At 38.1% G+C, this 19,060-nt stretch carries 19 protein-coding genes and 1 tRNA gene; 8 read left to right on the top strand and 12 right to left on the bottom strand.

The features are described 5' to 3' along the window. Nucleotides 1–198: 198 nt before the first annotated feature. A complete protein-coding gene (locus RCC89_16765; GenBank protein WMJ74809.1) occupies nt 199–1,743 on the bottom strand; it encodes a peptide MFS transporter in 1,545 nt (514 codons plus the stop codon). Between the two features lie 199 nt (nt 1,744–1,942). On the opposite strand from RCC89_16765, the gene RCC89_16770 reads away from it, so the two are divergent. Then, nucleotides 1,943–2,290 (top strand): phage holin family protein, encoded by a 348-nt coding sequence (locus RCC89_16770; protein WMJ74810.1) that lies wholly within the window; start codon nt 1,943–1,945, stop codon nt 2,288–2,290. Between the two features lie 55 nt (nt 2,291–2,345). On the opposite strand, the gene RCC89_16775 is transcribed toward RCC89_16770, so the two are convergent. Continuing rightward, the gene (locus RCC89_16775) at nt 2,346–3,677 is read right to left on the bottom strand and encodes an N-acetylmuramoyl-L-alanine amidase (protein ID WMJ74811.1); all 1,332 of its coding nucleotides are present in this window, start codon (nt 3,675–3,677) and stop codon (nt 2,346–2,348) included. Nucleotides 3,678–3,805: 128 nt separating this feature from the next. On the opposite strand from RCC89_16775, the gene RCC89_16780 reads away from it, so the two are divergent. Then, a complete protein-coding gene (locus RCC89_16780) occupies nt 3,806–4,123 on the top strand; it encodes a hypothetical protein (protein WMJ74812.1) in 318 nt (105 codons plus the stop codon). Nucleotides 4,124–4,280: 157 nt separating this feature from the next. Here the strand turns inward: RCC89_16780 and RCC89_16785 are convergent, their stop codons facing one another. Beyond that, nucleotides 4,281–5,153, bottom strand: coding sequence for a substrate-binding domain-containing protein (locus RCC89_16785; GenBank protein ID WMJ74813.1), 873 nt, complete (start codon nt 5,151–5,153; stop codon nt 4,281–4,283). A gap of 103 nt (nt 5,154–5,256) precedes the next feature. Between RCC89_16785 and RCC89_16790 the strand changes: the two genes are divergently transcribed. Next, nucleotides 5,257–6,030, top strand: a complete 774-nt coding sequence (locus RCC89_16790) for a rhomboid family intramembrane serine protease (protein ID WMJ74814.1) — start codon at nt 5,257–5,259, stop codon at nt 6,028–6,030. A gap of 21 nt (nt 6,031–6,051) precedes the next feature. On the opposite strand, the gene RCC89_16795 is transcribed toward RCC89_16790, so the two are convergent. Beyond that, nucleotides 6,052–6,330 (bottom strand): hypothetical protein, encoded by a 279-nt coding sequence (locus tag RCC89_16795; protein ID WMJ74815.1) that lies wholly within the window; start codon nt 6,328–6,330, stop codon nt 6,052–6,054. 306 nt (nt 6,331–6,636) lie between these two features. Here RCC89_16795 and RCC89_16800 point away from each other — a divergent pair, with 306 nt between their 5' ends. The 3 genes from RCC89_16800 to RCC89_16810 all read left to right on the top strand — a co-directional run bounded on the left by RCC89_16800 (nt 6,637) and on the right by RCC89_16810 (nt 8,411). Then, entirely contained in the window at nt 6,637–7,350 is a 714-nt protein-coding gene (locus RCC89_16800; protein ID WMJ74816.1) for an FKBP-type peptidyl-prolyl cis-trans isomerase, read from the top strand. Between the two features lie 208 nt (nt 7,351–7,558). Further along, nucleotides 7,559–7,975: a response regulator gene (locus RCC89_16805; protein ID WMJ74817.1), complete on the top strand. Its 417-nt coding sequence runs from the start codon at nt 7,559–7,561 to the stop codon at nt 7,973–7,975. A 205-nt stretch (nt 7,976–8,180) separates the two neighbouring features. Then, a complete protein-coding gene (locus RCC89_16810) occupies nt 8,181–8,411 on the top strand; it encodes a hypothetical protein (GenBank protein ID WMJ74818.1) in 231 nt (76 codons plus the stop codon). A gap of 106 nt (nt 8,412–8,517) precedes the next feature. On the opposite strand, the gene RCC89_16815 is transcribed toward RCC89_16810, so the two are convergent. The 4 genes from RCC89_16815 to RCC89_16830 all read right to left on the bottom strand — a co-directional run bounded on the left by RCC89_16815 (nt 8,518) and on the right by RCC89_16830 (nt 14,883). Beyond that, nucleotides 8,518–12,582, bottom strand: a complete 4,065-nt coding sequence (locus RCC89_16815) for a chemotaxis protein CheB (protein WMJ74819.1) — start codon at nt 12,580–12,582, stop codon at nt 8,518–8,520. Nucleotides 12,583–12,597: 15 nt separating this feature from the next. Further along, nucleotides 12,598–14,127 carry a GAF domain-containing protein gene (locus RCC89_16820; GenBank protein ID WMJ74820.1) on the bottom strand — a complete coding sequence of 510 codons (1,530 nt, stop codon included), beginning with the start codon at nt 14,125–14,127 and terminating at the stop codon, nt 12,598–12,600. Nucleotides 14,128–14,302: 175 nt separating this feature from the next. Next, on the bottom strand, nt 14,303–14,518 hold the full coding sequence (locus RCC89_16825) for a hypothetical protein (GenBank protein ID WMJ74821.1): 216 nt from the start codon (nt 14,516–14,518) through the stop codon (nt 14,303–14,305). A gap of 77 nt (nt 14,519–14,595) precedes the next feature. Continuing rightward, on the bottom strand, nt 14,596–14,883 hold the full coding sequence (locus RCC89_16830; protein WMJ74822.1) for a hypothetical protein: 288 nt from the start codon (nt 14,881–14,883) through the stop codon (nt 14,596–14,598). A 58-nt stretch (nt 14,884–14,941) separates the two neighbouring features. Between RCC89_16830 and RCC89_16835 the strand changes: the two genes are divergently transcribed. After that, nucleotides 14,942–15,193 (top strand): hypothetical protein, encoded by a 252-nt coding sequence (locus tag RCC89_16835; protein ID WMJ74823.1) that lies wholly within the window; start codon nt 14,942–14,944, stop codon nt 15,191–15,193. Nucleotides 15,194–15,242: 49 nt separating this feature from the next. Here RCC89_16835 and RCC89_16840 read toward each other — a convergent pair whose 3' ends face one another. Further along, nucleotides 15,243–16,232, bottom strand: a complete 990-nt coding sequence (locus tag RCC89_16840; protein WMJ74824.1) for a hypothetical protein — start codon at nt 16,230–16,232, stop codon at nt 15,243–15,245. Nucleotides 16,233–16,525: 293 nt separating this feature from the next. Here RCC89_16840 and RCC89_16845 point away from each other — a divergent pair, with 293 nt between their 5' ends. Continuing rightward, nucleotides 16,526–16,849 (top strand): hypothetical protein, encoded by a 324-nt coding sequence (locus RCC89_16845; protein ID WMJ74825.1) that lies wholly within the window; start codon nt 16,526–16,528, stop codon nt 16,847–16,849. Between the two features lie 33 nt (nt 16,850–16,882). Here RCC89_16845 and RCC89_16850 read toward each other — a convergent pair whose 3' ends face one another. The 3 genes from RCC89_16850 to RCC89_16860 form a co-directional block, all read right to left on the bottom strand. Next, entirely contained in the window at nt 16,883–17,524 is a 642-nt protein-coding gene (locus RCC89_16850; protein ID WMJ74826.1) for a class I SAM-dependent methyltransferase, read from the bottom strand. 93 nt (nt 17,525–17,617) lie between these two features. Next, a tRNA-Val gene (locus tag RCC89_16855) sits at nt 17,618–17,692 on the bottom strand. 39 nt (nt 17,693–17,731) lie between these two features. Next, nucleotides 17,732–19,060, bottom strand: a complete 1,329-nt coding sequence (locus RCC89_16860; protein ID WMJ74827.1) for an MFS transporter — start codon at nt 19,058–19,060, stop codon at nt 17,732–17,734.

Raw genomic sequence — 19,060 nt, forward strand, 5'->3', positions numbered from 1 at the left:
AAGTTATTTTGTTATATAATAGAAAGCTTTACTGCATTTTCCAGGTTTATTCTACTCCCCCCAAAAAAACATTCTGCACCAGGTAAAGATATAAGAGGGCTGCTAAAAAAGCCACCAATAGGCAAGGTACGCTGCCTTCCAAAAAACTTTACTCTTATCAATAAAAGCCGCGACTGTCTACAATACAAGTTTTCTACCCTACTTCACACCATGCATCCACCTTTTTAATTGAGGTGCTAGGAAAATAAGGAAGATCCCTGTTACAATAGAAATCCATGCTATGTGGCCAAAAACTTCCGTATACACTGAAAGGCTTGCTTGTAGCGGAATTTCCACATCACCTTCTTCTTGTGGCAAAGAAGTGAGCTTAGCTATTTCAGCCCCGATTAAATGCGCAAAAGAGGAAGATAAAAACCATATACCCATTACAAAAGCTACAATTTTAGTCGCAGACAATTTGGTTACCAACGAGAGCCCAATTGGTGATATACATAATTCCCCTGTCGTATGAAGCAGGTATGCTAAAATAAGAAAAACTAAAGGCACAAGTGCATTTTCACCGGCAAACTGAGCCCCTAATACCAACGCTCCAAAACCTAGCCCTAACTGGATCAAACTTGTAGAGAACTTTAAAGGAGCAGACGGTTCTTTTCCGCGTTTGCCCAAAAAAGACCAGAGCGCTGCAAAAGCAGGTGCAAGCAAAATTATAAATAAAGGGTTTACACTTTGAAATATACTGGCAGGCAAAGGGAACCCTAGCACTTCCCTATCCACGTTTCTATCGGTAAACAACATAAGAGAACTTCCTGCCAACTCGAAGAAGGTCCAAAACATGGTGGTAAAAAAGAAAAGGATCAAAATAACGAACAACCTTTCCTTTGCCACTTTTTCTTCTTTTAAAGCCAAAACAAAAAGGTAGATAATCATAGATGCGCCTACCACCATAAGTATCCGGCTACTTATTTCATTCTGATTTACCAGTACAGCAAAAAGCGGAACAGACAAAAAAGAAAGTATATATATCAACTGCTCCCTTGAAAATACCTTTAATACTTTTTTATGGATTTCTCCCTCCAAGGGCGGAAGGCCCTGCATTCCAAAAGCTCCCGAGCGGTTGCCGTAAATAAAAATGACAAGCCCCAGAACCATCCCAATTCCAGCCAATCCAAAACCATAATGCCACCCGAAAATCTCTCCAACAGCACCACAAGTCAATGGCGCAAGAAAAGCCCCGGTATTGATACCCATATAGAACAAAGTAAATGCACTATCTTTTTTAGGATCACCTTCTGGATACAAACGCCCCACAAGGCTTGAAATATTAGGTTTAAAAAAGCCATTCCCTATAATCAAGAAACCTAAAGCCAGGAAAAATACATACTCATACTCAAAAGCCAGTGCAAAATGCCCAAATGCCATGAGAATAGCGCCTAATAAAATAGACTTCCTATAACCTAGAAACTTATCTGCTATTATCCCTCCCAAAACGGGTGTAGCATAGACCAAAGCACCATAAGCTCCGTAAATCCCATAAGCAGGGTCATCTCTATATGCTAAGTGATTAATCATATAAAGCACCAATAAGGATCGCATTCCATAGTAACTAAACCTTTCCCAGAGTTCTACTATAAAAAGAATGAACAGTGCCCGCGGGTGTATATTCCGTTGGGTATAAATCACAGAACCTATCCAAACAATTACGAATATCCAGGCTGCGATCATTATAACAATAGACAAACTCATAATAAAAATCTCCTAAAAATCACTTTTCGAAAAACTTCTTTTGCAACAGCTATGCTCTTATAAACAAGCTATGAAACATTGAAATGCTATAATAATAAAAACTAGGGTAAAAAATCTATGCTTTTACCTATCTATTTTAACAAAGATACCAAGAGAAGGTTAATCAACTATAACTATTTTACAAAGAGCAAAAACATTTATGTGGAATATAATAGTAGTCGTACTATTGAACGGTTTGGCTGTATGGCTGGGAGCTAAATACTTAAAAGGAATATCTGTAAAAAGCTATGGACATGCCATATGGACAGGTATTCTAATTTCAGTTCTAAATGGAACGTTGGGTTGGGTCCTGAACATATTGGCACTCCCATTGACATGGATAACCTTTGGCTTATTCAGCTTTGTCATTTCTGGTTTAATTATTCTACTGGTTGATAAACTGGTGCTAGGGTTTAAAGTCGCAAACTTTTTTTGGGCATTTATTTTTGCCATTATTATGGCGGTGGCAAACGGTCTTGTACAAACCTTGATCTATGGTCCTTTTTAGCAAGACTTTATAAAGCTACTATAACTTATAGTAGCTTTTCTGCTTGTTAGCAAAACTACTGTTTAATCAGCTTCCTTACCTTTCTTAAGCCTCCGGTCTCTAAATATACAAAATAAAGGCCACTAGCTAAACCTGCAATATTTACCCGTTCCTCTACTTTGGCCTTTATAGTTTGTGACTTTTTCAGTACACCTTCAGAAGTGTATATAGACAAATTATAAGCATGCTCTCCTGGCACATACACTTTAAAGAAGGCAGACGCAGGCATTGGCCATAGCCGCACCTCATCCTCCTCGCCTTCCTCAATACTGCTCACATAATCACAACTTTGCATCTTTCCATAGATATGATTTCTCATCTCCCCTAACATATGAGCGACAGAATCACCAGGGCATAAAGTATGGCTAGTGTTAAAAGCGCTCGTATCAGTACTGCCACACCCTTGCCGATGACCAGCCACCACCTGAAGCCACCTGTCAGGATTACTGATAGGGTGTTGCGAAGAACTAAAAGGGCTAAGGCTTTCCTTCCGAAGCTTCCATGATATCAAGCCATATAAAGATTCTGCCATTTCAAAAGAAGGCCTGACTGCGCTAAAAGTACCCATCAGGCAAACCCCCATAGTATTGCTGTTTTTTGCACAAAAGTGAGCGCCCAAAACATTGTCGGGGTCAAACAGACCTTGGTCATCCCTACCTTGAAATATCGATCCATCATTACCGATCAGGTAGTTATAAGCAATATCATTAAACCCTCTCCCTCCTTCTGATGGTGGCTTAGTATGAAAAAGGTAAATATTTCTAACTACATCTACAGCACTACTATAATTGTTTGCCCCCGCCGAATGGTGCACCACCACATGCTTTACCTGAGTTTCACTAGGTGGCGCAACTGGCCCTTCCAAGCCATCACGCCAGATTTCAGGAGTAACTATGTCTATTCCTTCACAAACTGTTGTGCTTCCTGATTTTAATATATTTTTATCCTTTCCCTTTGGAGTAGTGCCAAAAGCTGGCAAATGATTTACATGCAAAGTCAGTTCAATATCAGAAACAGGGTTAAGTATTTTAAATTTGTCAACAGGTTTGTCAAAAATAATAAGCTCCGAAAGTTGACCTTCTCCGTCTTGAGGATGCAAAAGTGGCATTACAGAAAAAGAGTCCCTTCCAATCACCACTTGAAACCCTAACACAAACCCATTTTCCGCGAATTCAACACTCATCGATGACACCTTTTGGGGAAATATAAAAGTTTGCAAGGAAGAATCCAGTTTTGCACTATAGCTACTATACAGGTCACTACCTCCGTCAATCCTATTTAAATTTTGCGCAGTTAATCCATATTCCAAATGCAGGAAAAGAATTAATAAAACAAATAAACTTTTCATAATTCCCTTGAATATACGGATTTTGAATCATGCGCATAGAAATTATAGCAAAAATTTTAAGATGCAACCACCATCTTCTTAACAATCACCTGACTCTCCTGTTATTTAAAATAAAAAGCTTATAGAACATGAAAAAACTCACACTTAAAGCGATAACTTTAGCAGCAATGACAACTTTTGCAAGTTTCAATGTAGAGGCTGCAAGTACAAAAGATGGAACCCCTGCTACCACAGAAGTGGTCTCTAAAGAAGATCAGCTAATGGAAAGATTGCAGGAGATTGATGAAATGGACAAGAGTGAGCTCAACAGAAAAGAAAAGAAAGAGCTGCGAAAAGAAGTCAGAGGTATTAAAAAAGAACTTAAAGCTGAACAAAGAGGCCCAGGGTTGTATATTTCTGGTGGTGCACTACTTTTAGCTATTGTACTACTTCTTGTTCTTCTATAAGAAAGGGCAGGCATGCAATTCAAAGCTATTTTGCATAAAAGCAACAATAAATCAGCCGCTTTACCAACAATGGCGTGCTGATTTATTGTTCTTTTATACTTAATTATATCCAGGATAAAACGGCTGTTTCACAAATCGAGAAACAGCCATTTGACTTTTATACCATTCTGCAAGCAACTGAACAAAGTTGCTCTGGCGGGACAACTTCCTCTACCACCTGAAGCTTTTTTAAAGTTTTCATCACCTCACTTAAGGTATTTAATGAAACCTGTGGTCCCGTTGCCCATTCAGTACCAGCAATCCAAGTCTCCACATCCTCCTTTCTAAGACTATATCTTTTAGCTATTTTACTAACATTGTCGGAATCTTGCATAAAAACCTTGCACTGCTCTCTCAACACTGACAACAAGCTCCGAATTTCCTCAAGCTTATCCTCAATAAATGCATTTCTGGCAGCCAACACAAAACATGGCCATGGCGTGGGCCTTTCCCCGACTATTCGGAACTCGCCATTATCTACATATGGCTTAGTCGTAAACTTTTCCCAAAAAAACACCTCGGCAGCCCCTGTCTTCAATGCTTCTCTGGCCCCGTTTAGATTCCCTACCTCTTTGAAGGTTAAGGCTGAAGCATCCCATTTTCTTTTATCAGCGTCGACAAAAGCCATTAAGTGAGATCCGGAACCTGGCCTGCTGATAGCGTATACTCGGTCTTTGATATCTTCAACCTCTTTTATATCAGATTTTGCAGGAACATGAATACCCCAGCGTAAAGGTGAAACAACATAAAACCCAAGAATTGAAGCAGGGTTTCCTTTGATCACATCAGCAATAAATCCTTCTGTAAGAATAACTGCTACATCAATTTCATTTTCCCGAAGTGCTTTGTTCATAGCCCCCGTACCACCTGGAAAGTCAGTCCACCGAACCTCCAGGCCTTTTTCCCGGAATTTTCCCTGCTCTATAGCTTCATGCCATGGCATGTTAAAATGCTCAGGCACCCCTCCTACTCTTATAATAGTATTACTCATATAGGTATGTTTTTTTCAAATTTAGGCTTATATTAAAAAAAGTGCCAGATTACCAATAAAAAAACCATTTCCATGATCACTTTGTTGATAATTTTAAGAATATATGCTAGAAGAAAAAAAACGTTTATTTAAAAGCCTCATACCAGGGACATTGATAGTCGCTATTGCGGCATTAGTATATCTACTGGATCGAGAACTTTCTTTAAACTTTTACAAATTAGGCATTTATCCAAGAAACATCAAAGGTTTGCCAGGGTTGATCACTTCCCCATTTATTCACAGCAGCACATCGCACCTTTATTCTAATGCCATACCCATTATATTGCTCACGACAGCCATTAGGTTCTTTTACTATGACATCTTCTATAAGATATTGTTCTTAATCTGGGCCATTACCAACCTGTGGATCTGGTGCCTTGCCAGGGAATCGTTTCACATCGGGGCAAGTGGTTTGTTATACGGTTTCGCTTTCTTCCTTTTTTTCGGGGGAATATTTAGAAAAGATAGGCCTTCCATAGCACTTTCTTTGCTTATTGCCTTTCTCTATGGAAGCCTTTTTTGGGGGCTATTTCCATTCAACATGCACATTTCATGGGAAGCCCACCTAATGGGAGCACTTTCTGGACTGCTCGTGGCTTGGCACTTTAGGTCATGGAACCTTCCAATCAAAGAGCCCGAGTATGAATGGATGAATGAAGATCATGATAAAGAAGAAGAGTACCCCTACTGGCTAGAAGGAACAGACCAAGAGGTAAAAGAAAAGAAAGATGGAGAAGACAAACCTTCGCCACCTGACCAAAGCCACACATCAGAAAATAAAACTTTAAACTTTCAATACGTGTATGTTTCTAAAAAAGAACAGAAAAAAACTCGATAACAAAAAACAGACAAGAGCTTTCTAAGCACACCTCCTTCTCATTCTTGTACGCCTGTAATACCTTCCCCTTTCAGTAAAAGTCCTATTGGTAAGGTTATTTCTACTTGTCATATATCTACCAGCTTTTCCAATCCGTCCTAGCGAACTGACACCATTGCCAACATCATCAGAAGCAATAAGATTTCTCCCATCCTTTGGCTTGAGATCCACATCCTCAGGAAGCATAGTAGATCTATTTCTTTTTGCAGGGCTTACAGCCTTTACCCATTTGGCTGCAACTTTATCTAATACATCCATCATTTTTTTCATAATCATCCTCCTCTATATAAAAGAACGGCAAAAACCAAGCTGGTGTTATTAACTATGTGTCTTTGTCAAAAAAATTAAATACAACCGCTTTACTTATTCTGCTCCCTACCTAGGCCAGCCGATGACTTTACAACTGATAACCTATTGATCATTTTCAACTATAACAATTCAATTTAGAGCCGAAAAAATGAACTGTATGTGGATGCATCATGTTCATGGATTCAAGAAAAAATGTATTTTTTTTCCGTTTTGAATTTAAAAATTATAATTTCGTGTCCTCACGGCAACATTAAAGCAATGAAAATCAGAGCCTATTTAATCTGTCTAGCATTTATACCTGTTTCGTTTGCAGGTTTTGCGCAAAAAAAACAAGGAAAAGTTAATTCTAAGAAAATGACACAACAAAGTACTCTCAGTTCAGAGAAAGACTCCATCAGCTATAGTCTTGGCATCAACATTGGCCAAAATTTAATGGCACAGGGATTTGAAGATATTAATCTTGAAATGCTTAACAAAGCTTTCCAGGATGTTTATAAAGGCGAAGACCTGCAAATAAGCCAAGAAAAAGCCAACGAGATTCTGACAGCTTATATGCAAGAGCAACAGACAAGGAAAATGGAAAAGAACCTTGCTGAAGGAAAAAAGTTCTTGGAAGAAAATAAGAAAAAAGAAGGTGTAGTAGAACTTCCGAGTGGACTACAATATGAGATAATAAAAGAAGGCGATGGCCCTAAGCCTAAAGAAACTGACAAAGTAACTACCCATTACCACGGCACATTAATAGATGGCAGTGTTTTTGACAGTTCTGTAGAACGCGGACAGCCTGCGACCTTCCCTGTCAACGGTGTTATCCAAGGATGGGTTGAAGCTTTACAACTGATGCCTGTTGGTTCAAAATGGAAACTATACGTTCCTTCAGATCTGGCATACGGTGAAAGAGGCTCTGGCGGAAAAATAGGACCTAACACCACGCTTATCTTTGAGGTAGAACTTATTTCTATCGATCAATAAAAAATAGCACCCCAACATTACAGCCGGATTTCAAAGGAAACACTCCTTAAAATCCGGCTTTTTTATTTCTATCCCGAGTATAGCATTAACTTCTGCTACATTTCCAACATCTTCTTTTTGCTTTTTTCTGCCCTCACCTCAACCTGTACACTTCGAACAAATTTAACAACCCAAGGTTTTTTTAATAATCTTACCATCTCAATAGATTATGAAAAAAATCAATGGCATATTACTAATAGATGATGACGGAACCACCAATTTGGTAAACCGCAGACTAATTGAAAGAAAACTTCCTGTTGAAAAACTTCTAGTAGCTGTAAATGGAGAACAGGCTTTAAATATACTTCAAAACTACATAGAAACACACAACCAAAAAGCTCCCGAACTCATTGTACTTGACCTGAACATGCCTTTTATGGATGGGTTTGAGTTTCTGGAATACTTTAAAAGAAAGAACTTCTGCAACAAAACCCAGGTAAGACTAATAATTCTTACCAATTCTACTTATGAGAAAGACAAAGAACAGTTTGACAAAATAAGGGAAGACAAGTGGTTTTTTATGCAAAAACCGTTAACGGAAGACAAACTAAAAAAGGCGCTGGATTACAGGGAAATGTATGTCTAAAACAAGCTTTGTGTAATATAACAACAACAATTAACACATTTTAAAGGTTATTTATAGCAAGAACATATTAATTTCCGTACAGAGCTTAGTTATTATCAACATATTTTTAACATTATTGATTTAGACTTGCGGAATACATTAAAAGAGTATACCTTTATATCAATGTAAGTAAAAATCAATTTTTAATCTTTTAAAAAAGAAAAATATGAGAAGACACAGAGCAAAAGCAACCTTTATATTTGCGAGAAGAAAGTTTAACAGATCTTTAAAAAATGTTAGGCCTGCGGGCAACAGGATCGAGTTTTCCAAAGAAGAAGTTTTATTAAACAAGCTGGAATCAAAGCTAGGGAAGCCAAAAGAGGAAGTAAAAACCCTGATCAGCAACGACCTAATGAACCTTTTAACAATGGTACCTTTTTCTACAAAAGAAAAATAATATGAGAACTGCAACAAAAAATCCCCATCTCTGATCATAGTTAGAAATGGGGATTTTTTTTGGCGACTACTTGCCTCTTATGGCATACTTCTATCTTTTCTTGACATTATTTTGGGAAATAAAGCTTAAAAGTACTCCCCTCTCCTAGTTCACTATCTACTTCAATTTTACCCCCGGAGTTGTCCATTATTCTTTTAACTATATATAACCCAAGACCTGTACCTTCCACATGGTCGTGAAGCCTTTTAAACATATCAAATACTTTAGCTTTTTTCTCCGGTTCAATTCCTAAACCATTATCCCGTATCATCAAAACATTAAAGTCGCCCTCCTCCCAAATATCTATATCAATTACAGGGGCCACCTTTGGCTTTCGATATTTAATCCCATTGGTTATAAAGTTATAAAGGATGCTTTGAAAATTCTTCTTCGAAAATTTTATAGACTTGCACGATGGCTGACAGAGCAAATTAATTTTTGCATTATTCTCTTCTATTATCTCAGGAATAACCATTTTAATTTCCTTAAGCACATCTTCCACATTTATAAAGTCATATTCATTCTCCAGGTTTTTCTGCACTTTAGAGATCTCAGTCAAATCCTTGATGGTGTTTTTGAAACGCTCTATAGAAGTTTTTATCAAATCCAACATTTCAAGGATATGCTCATTTTTATTCTCCGCTAATTCGCCTTCGAGTGAATACACAAGTCCTTCGATATTGGAAATTGGAGCTTTCAAGTCATGCGATGCAGTATAAATAAAGTTGTCAAGATCATTATTGATCTTGACTAGATTCTCATTAGTTTCGTTGAGTTCTTCTTGTGTTTGTTTCAGGTCTGAAAGATCTATCATAGAGCCAACCATGCGGTAAGGCATTTCATATTCATTTTTGAGGACATAGCCACGAGAAAACAGATAAGCAATAGAACCATCGGCTTTTTTAAATTTAAAATCATCACCCCATACACTATCGCCAGTATTTAAAGACTTATTTATCCCTTTAATTACCTTTTCGCGGTCATCTTCATGTATATTATCATAAAAAGTCTCAATGCCGATACTGCTGTCTTCTGCATTATCTATACCAAAATAATCATTCAACCCTTCACTCCACCATACTTGGTTAGAAAGTATGTCCCAATCCCAAATAACATCATTGGTAGCTTTGACCGCCAGCCTAAAACGTTCTTCATTATCACGCAGTTCCTTAGTCCGCTCCTCGATCCTAACCTCAAGCTCTTCATTCAGTTTTCGTAGCTTCTCTTCAGTATTTTTAAGGTTTTTTATTGCAAGACTGGTATTTTCTTCACTTTTCTTTTTCTCAGTGATATCGGACATGCTCAGAGCGATACCTCCTTCAATGCGCACAGCAGAGGTCAATAACCATATTTTATGATTGTTTATCATCATGAAATGTTCTAGACGTAAAGGTATTCCTGTTTCAGAAACCTTCCTGAGCTTATCAAACAAACCTTGACTTTTAAAAACAGGAATAACCTCTAGCATTTTGTGCCCAGCAATATCTTCCTCTTCAAAACCAATCATAGAATTAGCCGCCCTATTAGACAGAACAAACCTATAGTCAATTAACTCTCCATCAGCATTTCTTTCTTCAGTAAAAGCCATAATACCATTTACAGAACTAGAAAGCACTCCACCAAACAAGTTGTTTAATGATTTAACTCGGGTAATATCCACAAAGGTCATAACCGCTCCATTATAACCGCCAGCCTGAGTAATATATGGAACAACCCTCATCTGAAAAAACTTACCCTCTTTCAGCCCAATTTCTTTTTCAACGATAGTATGGTGCTTAACCACCTGTTCTACGTCTTCCTGAAGTTCTTGATATTGAATATTATTAGAAATATGGTTTAATGGCCTGCCGATATCTGCTTCGATCAAATTGACCAACTTGGTAGCAGCAGGAGTAAACTTCTTAACCCTCATGGCCTCATCGACAAACACCTGACCAATGTCAGTACTTCGAAAGTAGTTATCAAGGTCATCATTTAACTCTATCAGCTCTTTAATCTTCTGCTGATGCTCACTATTTACAGTATGCAGTTCTTCGTTCAAGGATTGCAGTTCCTCGTTGGTACTTTGCAGTTCTTCATTAGCAGAAAGCAGTTCTTCTATAGTAGATTGCAGTTCTTCATTAGAAGTTTCTAACTCTTCTACTGTACTTTGCAGGTTAGCCTTGGTTTCTTTCAATTCACCCTCAAGTTCCTCATAATGAACCCTCATCTCATTATCATCAACCTCTGCGCTATCAGCTCTCTCTGCAACAGAAAAGTCATACTCCTTTCCAAAAAGAATGAATGCGGTTTTAGGCTTATCTTCTACGGGTCTCACTACCAAACTAATAACCCTTATATTTTCGCCATCCCTAATTTTAACTCCTTTCTTAACAACTTTCTCCCGTCTTTTTAAAACTTGACGAACCAAGCTCGAAAGCGTCACAACCAAATCTGGATGCACCATTTTCTGTAGGTTCATGGTAAGCTTCTTTTCAGGAAGACTTAAATACTTTTTAAAATCCCCTACAGCCTGTTTAACATCTAAACTATCATTGACAAACACACCAGCATAATGAAAATCTTCTGACACTGAACTACAAAACAGTTCATTAATATCTTCACCTTTTCTACTTTGAACCTTCTCAAAATGCTCTTTGCTGGCAAAGCTATTGTAAACAGAAGCCGACGATACTTGCCCCCTATCACTCAATGCGCCAGCATGTTTATTCTTTTTATAAATCTTCCATTTAGAGTGCAATGTGGAAAGGTACTCTTTTGCAACTCCTGGATTTTCGCTTGGCCCAAGAAACAGTACTCCATCTGGATTTAGTGAAAAATGGAAAGTGGCCAAAACCTTTTTTTGGAGCTCCGGCTGAAAATAAATAAGTAAGTTTCTACAAGAAATAAGATCCGTCTTGCTAAAAGGGGCGTCTTTTATAATATTATGTTGGGCAAAGATAACCATTCTCCTAATAGATTGGTTAATTTGATAACCACCTCCTACTTTAGAAAAATAACGGCCCAACCTTATTGAACTTACCTCCCCCTCTATACTATGAGGGTACACGCCTTTACTGGCAACATCAATGGCGTCTTTGTCCAGATCTGTGGCAAAAATTTTAACATCGAAATTTTTATCCTTCATTTCCATATATTCCATAATTAGAATAGCAATGGAATAGGCCTCCTGCCCTGTACTGCACCCTGCCACCCAGATTTTAACTATATCACCCCCATCTTTTTTATCTAAAATTTCTGGTAAAACCGTGGTCCCCAAAATATGAAACGCCTCATTGTCCCTAAAGAAACGAGTAACAGTGATTAGAAACTCTTGGTAAAGAAGATGAACCTCTTCTGGGTTCTCTTTTAAATAACGAAGATATTTTTCCGGAGAACTAATTTCAAGTTGGGCTATCCTCTTTAAAAGCCTCCTAACTATGGTAGGTTTCTTGTATAAGTTAAAGTCAAAAGATGTTTCTCGTCCTACAATATCCAAAATTTTTCCCAACACATCTCTTTGCTGATCAGACACTTTCTCTACATATGATTTACGTTTTGGCTTGTTAGAAGTAAGTTTAATAATTTCTTCAGCAATAAACTCCGGTGCCACCACCACATCGGCAACCCCAGCCGATATAGCGCTATTAGGCATTCCGTCAAACTTAGCAGACAATGGATCCTGAACAATGACATTCCCTCCGTTTTCCTTTACCACCTTGGCGCCTTTTGTTCCATCAGAACCTGTTCCTGATAAAATAATAGAAATAGCCTTATCTTTTTGATCAAAAGCCAGAGATTCGAAGAATTTATCAATAGCAACATTAGGTGCTTTAGCCACCTCTTTCTCAGACACCTTAAGCCTTCCAAATCTTATAGTAAGGTATTTTTTTACAGGAATAACATATACACAGTTAGGCCGCACCAGCATATTATCTTCAGCCTCGATCACCTTCATTTCAGTATGCTTGGCCAAAAGCTCAGCAATCAAACTTTTATAGTCAGGAGATAGATGTTGGACTAAAATAAAAGCACAGCCTGCATCAGGAGGTACATTATCAAACATTTCATTGATAGCTTCCAGACCACCTGCCGAAGCCCCTATCCCCACCACATAGTTTAGTTGATTATTAGGATCTACCTGTGTATCCATTATTTCTTGGCAATTTTAAACATTCACTAATTTCTCAAGAATTGCAACCCTCAGTTTTTCTGCAATTTCAATTTCCCGGGAACTCCAAGGCTCAGAGGTATGCTTTACAGTTTCTTGCCACACAGAAAAAGAAGAGCGGGGATGGTAGTTTATGCCATCTTTTTCCATTTGAACCCTCTCTTCTGGATTTCCTCCCCAACGTACATTCTGTACAACTTCGGGTCTAAAACCTAAGATATAGCTACCGTCGCGCAAAGATATAGGTATAGCTAATAAACCACTAGCAATGTCAGCATAATCGATGCTTTCATAATGATACTCTACTAAACTAGAGGTTGTAAACACTTTATCAATATTTTCTCGCTGCAACCAATGTACAACCCCATTAATATCCTTTTGCCCTGGCACATTCCCAACAGCAGACGTCACCCCTTCTATAACTATAGCTACCCCATCCAAACCAAAAAGATTCAGTATATCAGTATCTTCATTAAGCAAAGCAGAGGCAATATTATCAACTGAGTAAAGTTTCTCTATTATACCTGCCAGCTTCTCGCTCATTATAGCCATTTGCGAGAGTTCTTTTTCTTTTTCTATTGCAGAAATCTGAGACGACAGAATATCCGCTAACAGTTCAAAAACCGCCCTCATTTCATAACTCAACTCACAAGCTGTTTGATGGTGACAAGAAATAAGTCCCCACAACTTCCCGTTGACAATTATTGGCAAAGACATAGATGCCTGCACATTCATATTCTTCAGATATTCTAAGTGCACCGCAACGACACCTCTCAAATTACAGTCGGATATATCTGTAAATGAGTTAATCAATGGGTTGACTACAGGCATTAGTTTAGAAGGGCGGAAACCCCGGTCAGGAATCAGACGATATGGGTTTCTCAAGTAAAGCTCCCTGGCAGGTCTAGGCACATCCGAAGCGGGAAACCATAGGTAAAGGTAAGACTCTAGGCTATCAATTTTATCTTCTGCTAAGACAAACCCATTCCAATTTTCATCAAATTGATAAATCATCACTTTGTCTAGCCCCGCAAATTTTCTTATTTCTCGGGCAGCAATGGCGGTAAGTTCTTCCAAATCCTTACCTTTTTTTAGTGATGAAAGGATATATTTCAAATCACGGTGAACATCACTAAAGCTTTTATTATTTACTTCAGAATCAGGTTCTATTTCAAGCAGGAAATATTTTTCTTTAAAATGAATAGTCATGTTACATATAAACCCTGACCCATCATTGCCATTTAAAGAAGTTTTGAAAGGGATACTATCATTAGATCCGCGCTGCTCAATCTTGGTATAAAACTCCTTGAAAGCCCCTTCACTAAAAAGCTTTTCAATTGGCTTACCCAATATTCCATCAATATCTACATTTAAAAACTCACTACTGTTTTCACTACATTGAACAACTTTGAACTCCTTATAATCTAGGACAAGCAAAAAGCCATAGGATTGTACATGGTTTACTAAATGCAACGGAAGACTACCACAAACTTCAGAATCGTAGTCCTTGTTAATAGGTAATTTCATTGAGGCAAATTAAAGCATATAAGGAAAAATACACCTACTTAACAACCCGAAAAGAGGAATAAAGTTGCTAAGTTTATAAAAAACTACAAATAATCATATTATAAACCAGCCATTCGCAAGATAATGCAAAGTAAAAGTAGACTTATTAGCCTACCCTTAGTTAATCAGTCTAAAATCAAACCATTTTTTGCCATCGGTTAAGTAGAGCCTCTTGATGCACCATAATTTTTCTGTCAGCATCTGCTTCGTGATCTGTAACATAAAACCTCAAAAGCACCCTATGAAAAGTTTCGTCAACATCCACAATTTCGTAAAGCCTTCTTTCGCTAGGGTTCCGAACCACATCTTTTGGCTTTATGTCACTAAAATCAGTAATAAGCTTAAATTCCATTTTCACTTTTCTTAATAAGATTACTATACAGAAGCGCCAGAAGAAAAGTTGCGCGCTTTGTCTGATGTAAACTCAATTTATGCTATAGAGTTCTCCATTTGTGCAAAATCCACTTTAACACTTCCCAGTAAATAACAAGAATCTAGCCATAAGGAGAAAAAAAACAAAACATCTGACATAAAGACACTCCCTTTCAGAAGTACTACTGTTTCAGCTTTACACGCAATAAAACGTTCTTTTACGTAGCAAAATATCTTCAAGTCAGCCGCTTCCCTTATATATATACCTTTACCACAGCGCTTCTGCGCTTTGCGCCCTAAAAGTGCTAAATTATTTTTTAGTCTCAAGATGAGATCTATCAGCATAATTCATGTTTAACAAAACAAACTACAGGTCTGTTAAACAATAAAAGGGGATAATATTATGAAAGTACATTTGTATCTGGCAATGATAGCAGGCTTGTTATTAACAGCCTCTTGTGGAGACCCCTCAAGACCAGCAGCAAGAGAGGCAGCAGAACTTGAGGAGGGAAGGATTATAGAACATCCAAGAGAAGGAGCTGATACTACCATAAACAAAACCGCTGGTGGCGGCACCGGCGTCCGAATTTATGAATCAGACTCTATCATAGAAAGGAATAGACCAGATGAACCAGAAGCGAGAATCAGGAATTAACAAATCTAATAAAACCGCAGAGACACCCAAAGACAACCTCTGCGGTTTTTTACTTTTGCTCATATATTTCGTAAGAGAGTTTAGAAAGTCCTTGTTTGAGAAGGCTAACTTGAGCCTCTAATTGATCAAGCATATTAGCCCGATTCGTCAAGTCATCTGCCGAGTATTTTCCTCCTTTGCCAAAGTAAAGCGCCACCTGTCTTTTGTGTTCTTTTTTATCCTCTGACGCCAATTGTTCCAAGCCTATCCACTTGTCGATTATTTGCTCCCGAATAGTCACTTCACTATCCGTTCTCACAGAGTTTAGATACGCCCATATAAAAGGAGGATATAAGTCAGAAGACTTAGGCCCATACCAAATTTCCCGAAGATGATTCTGCTGATGCCAAAAATCTACTTTTTTACTTAAAAGAAGCAACCGAATACCAATGAGCACTTCTGCAATACCCCCAACGATGCCTATTCCATCTACCGCAGGTGCATCAGGCCGTCTGGAATATACAATACCTGAAGCTATGGCTGTAACCGCACCTATCGTAATAGCTGCTACAGTAAGATGTTGCTGCGCTTTATTTTGTTGATGCAATAAATAGCTAGCCACTTGATCTGCTCTTTCATCTTCACATTCCAATACTGAAGCGAGCGCAGACACCTGTAAAGAAGCATGAGATATGTGATGATCAATTTGTTGACGAACCTCATTCAGCTCTAACCTAGCACTTAAACTATATCCTCGCTTAATTTCTTCTTCTGCCAAATACAAGCGCTCCAATTTCTTTTTTAACCCTGTAATATGGGCAATAAACAAAGCATCTTCAGAAAATCTATCGAGCAGTTTACTATCTGGGACAAAATTACTATCAGGGGCATATTTACCTTCGGGTAGAGGGCTGTAAAAACAGTTACTGTTAATCAATCTATTACTGACCGGAAGCGTTTTGGTTCCTGAGCAGGAGGCTAAGCTGCCCATAAAAACAATGGCAATAAAGCATACCAGCAACTTATAAATACTGAAAAAACATGGGTTTATTGACACCATAATGTTTTATAAATCATGTCATACTGTAATACAGCAACACTTAGCGCAACCATCATTACACAAAGGTACATCAAGGATCCTGCTCCAGAAATATAGTCAAATATACAAAAAGCTTCTGGTATTGCATTGACTGAATGCCTGCAATTTAAAACAACCCCAAACTACGGATCAACCTTGCAAAGGTTGTCAAAAAACAGACTGATGTAAGAAAAAACAGCACCTTGTTCTATACAAATTTGGATTATTAAAAGGATATATATAGTTTTGCTAATTAAGTTAAAACCATTTAACCTATGAATTTTACCGAAAACAAAGGAAGAATTTTACCAACAAAAGATTCCGAACTTAATGAATGGCTGGATAATTTCACAAGGGAGTTTTCATCGCTAAAACAGGAATTTGGTATTGATGATTCTGAACTTTCACATTTAAACCACCTAATATCCCAAATGAAAAGGGAAATTAGAAAAAGTGAAATAGGAATTGAAATGGACTATGTTTATAAAGGCTTGGTAAAAAACGAACTGCACCATAACCTAAAACAGGTTATCACCAACATTGAATCTAGTCCTTCTTATACAAGAAAACATTACGCAAAAAAGCTTAAGTTAAAGTAACTACCGCACACTTTAGTATTAAAAAAGGCAGGTTTATCCTGTCTTTTTTAATATTACCTTATTTCTCCCATCACAGTACATAATACGCATCCCAAAATTATCAGCTATATATTGAAAGGTCTTTTCCTGATAGAAAGCGACATGAGTAAAGTCTCTTCTGTAATGCCACTGGTCAAAACTGGTTAATCCAGGAAAAAAGGATGTCATAACCAATAACACACCTCCAGGCTTTAGCAATGAGATAATTTTTTCACATTCACGCCTAGGAGAAAAGAAATGCTCAAAGACTTCCGTTGAAAATATAAAATCATACTTACTATCAAGTGGGATATCTCTAAAAAAAGGATCATAAGCATCACAAGAAAGCCCTTTACCCTTTAGAAGCTCAGCCAACACAGGTGCAGGACCACAACCATAGTCTAAGCCTTTCATTTCAGCATTAAGGTAAGGTAGCGCTGGCACTATGATAGATTGAAGAAAGTCCACATAGCCTGAATCTTCAATGCTATTTCGATGCTGCAAATACCTCCCCTTCTCTTGTTCGGCAGAAGGCAACACCCCGCTACCTACAAAAACCAATGCACATGTATGGCATAAATAATACGCCCGAACATTGATTGTTACTTGAACCTTAGAAACATTGTTAGACAAACATAGCGGACAACACACGCTCATTAGACAGGGGAAAAAGTAGGATACCGTTGTTATGCATTATTTCAACATAAACGGTACAAACACTTCAAATAAACTATATGTATTTTTTAAAAGTGGGACCTGAGGGATTCGAACCCACGACCTCTGCCCTGTCAAGGCAGCGCTCTAAACCAACTGAGCTAAGGTCCCTGGAAAAGGAATGCGAACTTAAACCTTTTTTTATTAAAATCAAACAGAATTTGTTTCCACCTGACGTACTTCGCCTACCTTACTCTTAGAAACCCTGCGCACGCGCCATAGGAAATATAGCCCTGCAAAGAAAAATAGCAGCAAAGCTAAAATACTGTTTCTCATACTCCCTGTAACATCAGTAACTACTGCAAAAACTGCGGTACCAAGTACAATTCCCGTTTTCTCGGTAAACTCATAAAAGCTAAAATATGAAGCAGTATCTTTTGTCTCAGGCAGCATTTTAGAATAGGTAGAGCGCGACAGGCTTTGCAATCCACCCATTACAAGCCCTACCAATACCGCAAGCGCATAAAACTGTACATCTGTTTGAATAAACCAAGCAGCCACACATATGCCCACACAAAGGATCAAAGCATAGAACAAGGTCATGATATTCCCAATACGTTCAGACATTGCCGCAAACATATAGGCACCCCCTATCGCTACCAATTGAATAATTAAAATTGTTACTATCAACCCTGTTTGAGGAAGCTTCAGTTCGTCCGCCCCAAAAATGCTCGCCAAATACATAATGGTCTGAAAACCCATGCTGTAAAAAAAGAAAGCGGCAAGGAACAGCATCAGCATCGGGTAACGCTTCAAGCTTTTGAATACAGAATTAATCTCTTTAAACCCTTTATTAATTTGATCTAAGTTGACCTTTTTGGTTTTGTCATCTGCTGGCAAATAATAAAAAGAATAAAAAGAGAACAACAGCCACCAAGCGCCTACCGAAAGAAAAGAAATTCGAGCGGGAAGTGTTGTACCTGCTGCCATACCAAACCAATGGGGCATTTCCAACATAAGAATATTAAGGATTAGCAGTATTACACTGCCAATGTACCCCATGGAAAACCCCTTAGCACTTAACCTGTCATGACGATCAGGAGTGGCTATTTCCGGCAAATAGGCATTATAAAAAACTATACTACCGGCAAAACCTACTGCCCCCAGAATAAAACATACAATTCCCAGGTTAATGGTATGGCTGTCAAAAAAGAAAAGCAAAGCACAAGATACCGAACCCAAATAGACGAAAAACTTCATAAAAGCCTTTTTACGCCCACCTGAATCTGCAATACCAGACAAAATGGGTGAAAGAAAAGCAATAATTAAAAAAGCAATGGACACTGACCAGGTAAAAACCACAGAACTGTGCTTAACAGTACCCAAAAACGGGATATAAGGAGACCCGTCTTCGCCTTTAGCCACTAAATTAAAGTAAACCGGAAAAATGGCTGTGGTAATGGTCAGTGCAAAAACGGAATTGGCCCAGTCATACATACACCAGGCATTCATTACTTTTTTATTGTTCTTCTGTATCAC

The organism is Cytophagaceae bacterium ABcell3 (assembly GCA_030913385.1).
Lineage (GTDB): Bacteria > Bacteroidota > Bacteroidia > Cytophagales > Cytophagaceae > ABcell3.

What these genes read in the sequence shown, in the direction of transcription:
- RCC89_16765 (WMJ74809.1), bottom strand. Translation starts at nt 1,743, where the DNA reads ATGAGTTTGTCTATTGTTATAATGATCGCAGCCTGGATATTCGTAATT.
- RCC89_16770 (WMJ74810.1), top strand. Translation starts at nt 1,943, where the DNA reads ATGTGGAATATAATAGTAGTCGTACTATTGAACGGTTTGGCTGTATGG.
- RCC89_16775 (WMJ74811.1), bottom strand. Translation starts at nt 3,677, where the DNA reads ATGAAAAGTTTATTTGTTTTATTAATTCTTTTCCTGCATTTGGAATAT.
- RCC89_16780 (WMJ74812.1), top strand. Translation starts at nt 3,806, where the DNA reads ATGAAAAAACTCACACTTAAAGCGATAACTTTAGCAGCAATGACAACT.
- RCC89_16785 (WMJ74813.1), bottom strand. Translation starts at nt 5,153, where the DNA reads ATGAGTAATACTATTATAAGAGTAGGAGGGGTGCCTGAGCATTTTAAC.
- RCC89_16790 (WMJ74814.1), top strand. Translation starts at nt 5,257, where the DNA reads ATGCTAGAAGAAAAAAAACGTTTATTTAAAAGCCTCATACCAGGGACA.
- RCC89_16795 (WMJ74815.1), bottom strand. Translation starts at nt 6,330, where the DNA reads ATGATGGATGTATTAGATAAAGTTGCAGCCAAATGGGTAAAGGCTGTA.
- RCC89_16800 (WMJ74816.1), top strand. Translation starts at nt 6,637, where the DNA reads ATGAAAATCAGAGCCTATTTAATCTGTCTAGCATTTATACCTGTTTCG.
- RCC89_16805 (WMJ74817.1), top strand. Translation starts at nt 7,559, where the DNA reads ATGAAAAAAATCAATGGCATATTACTAATAGATGATGACGGAACCACC.
- RCC89_16810 (WMJ74818.1), top strand. Translation starts at nt 8,181, where the DNA reads ATGAGAAGACACAGAGCAAAAGCAACCTTTATATTTGCGAGAAGAAAG.
- RCC89_16815 (WMJ74819.1), bottom strand. Translation starts at nt 12,582, where the DNA reads ATGGATACACAGGTAGATCCTAATAATCAACTAAACTATGTGGTGGGG.
- RCC89_16820 (WMJ74820.1), bottom strand. Translation starts at nt 14,127, where the DNA reads ATGAAATTACCTATTAACAAGGACTACGATTCTGAAGTTTGTGGTAGT.
- RCC89_16825 (WMJ74821.1), bottom strand. Translation starts at nt 14,518, where the DNA reads ATGGAATTTAAGCTTATTACTGATTTTAGTGACATAAAGCCAAAAGAT.
- RCC89_16830 (WMJ74822.1), bottom strand. Translation starts at nt 14,883, where the DNA reads ATGCTGATAGATCTCATCTTGAGACTAAAAAATAATTTAGCACTTTTA.
- RCC89_16835 (WMJ74823.1), top strand. Translation starts at nt 14,942, where the DNA reads ATGAAAGTACATTTGTATCTGGCAATGATAGCAGGCTTGTTATTAACA.
- RCC89_16840 (WMJ74824.1), bottom strand. Translation starts at nt 16,232, where the DNA reads ATGGTGTCAATAAACCCATGTTTTTTCAGTATTTATAAGTTGCTGGTA.
- RCC89_16845 (WMJ74825.1), top strand. Translation starts at nt 16,526, where the DNA reads ATGAATTTTACCGAAAACAAAGGAAGAATTTTACCAACAAAAGATTCC.
- RCC89_16850 (WMJ74826.1), bottom strand. Translation starts at nt 17,524, where the DNA reads ATGAGCGTGTGTTGTCCGCTATGTTTGTCTAACAATGTTTCTAAGGTT.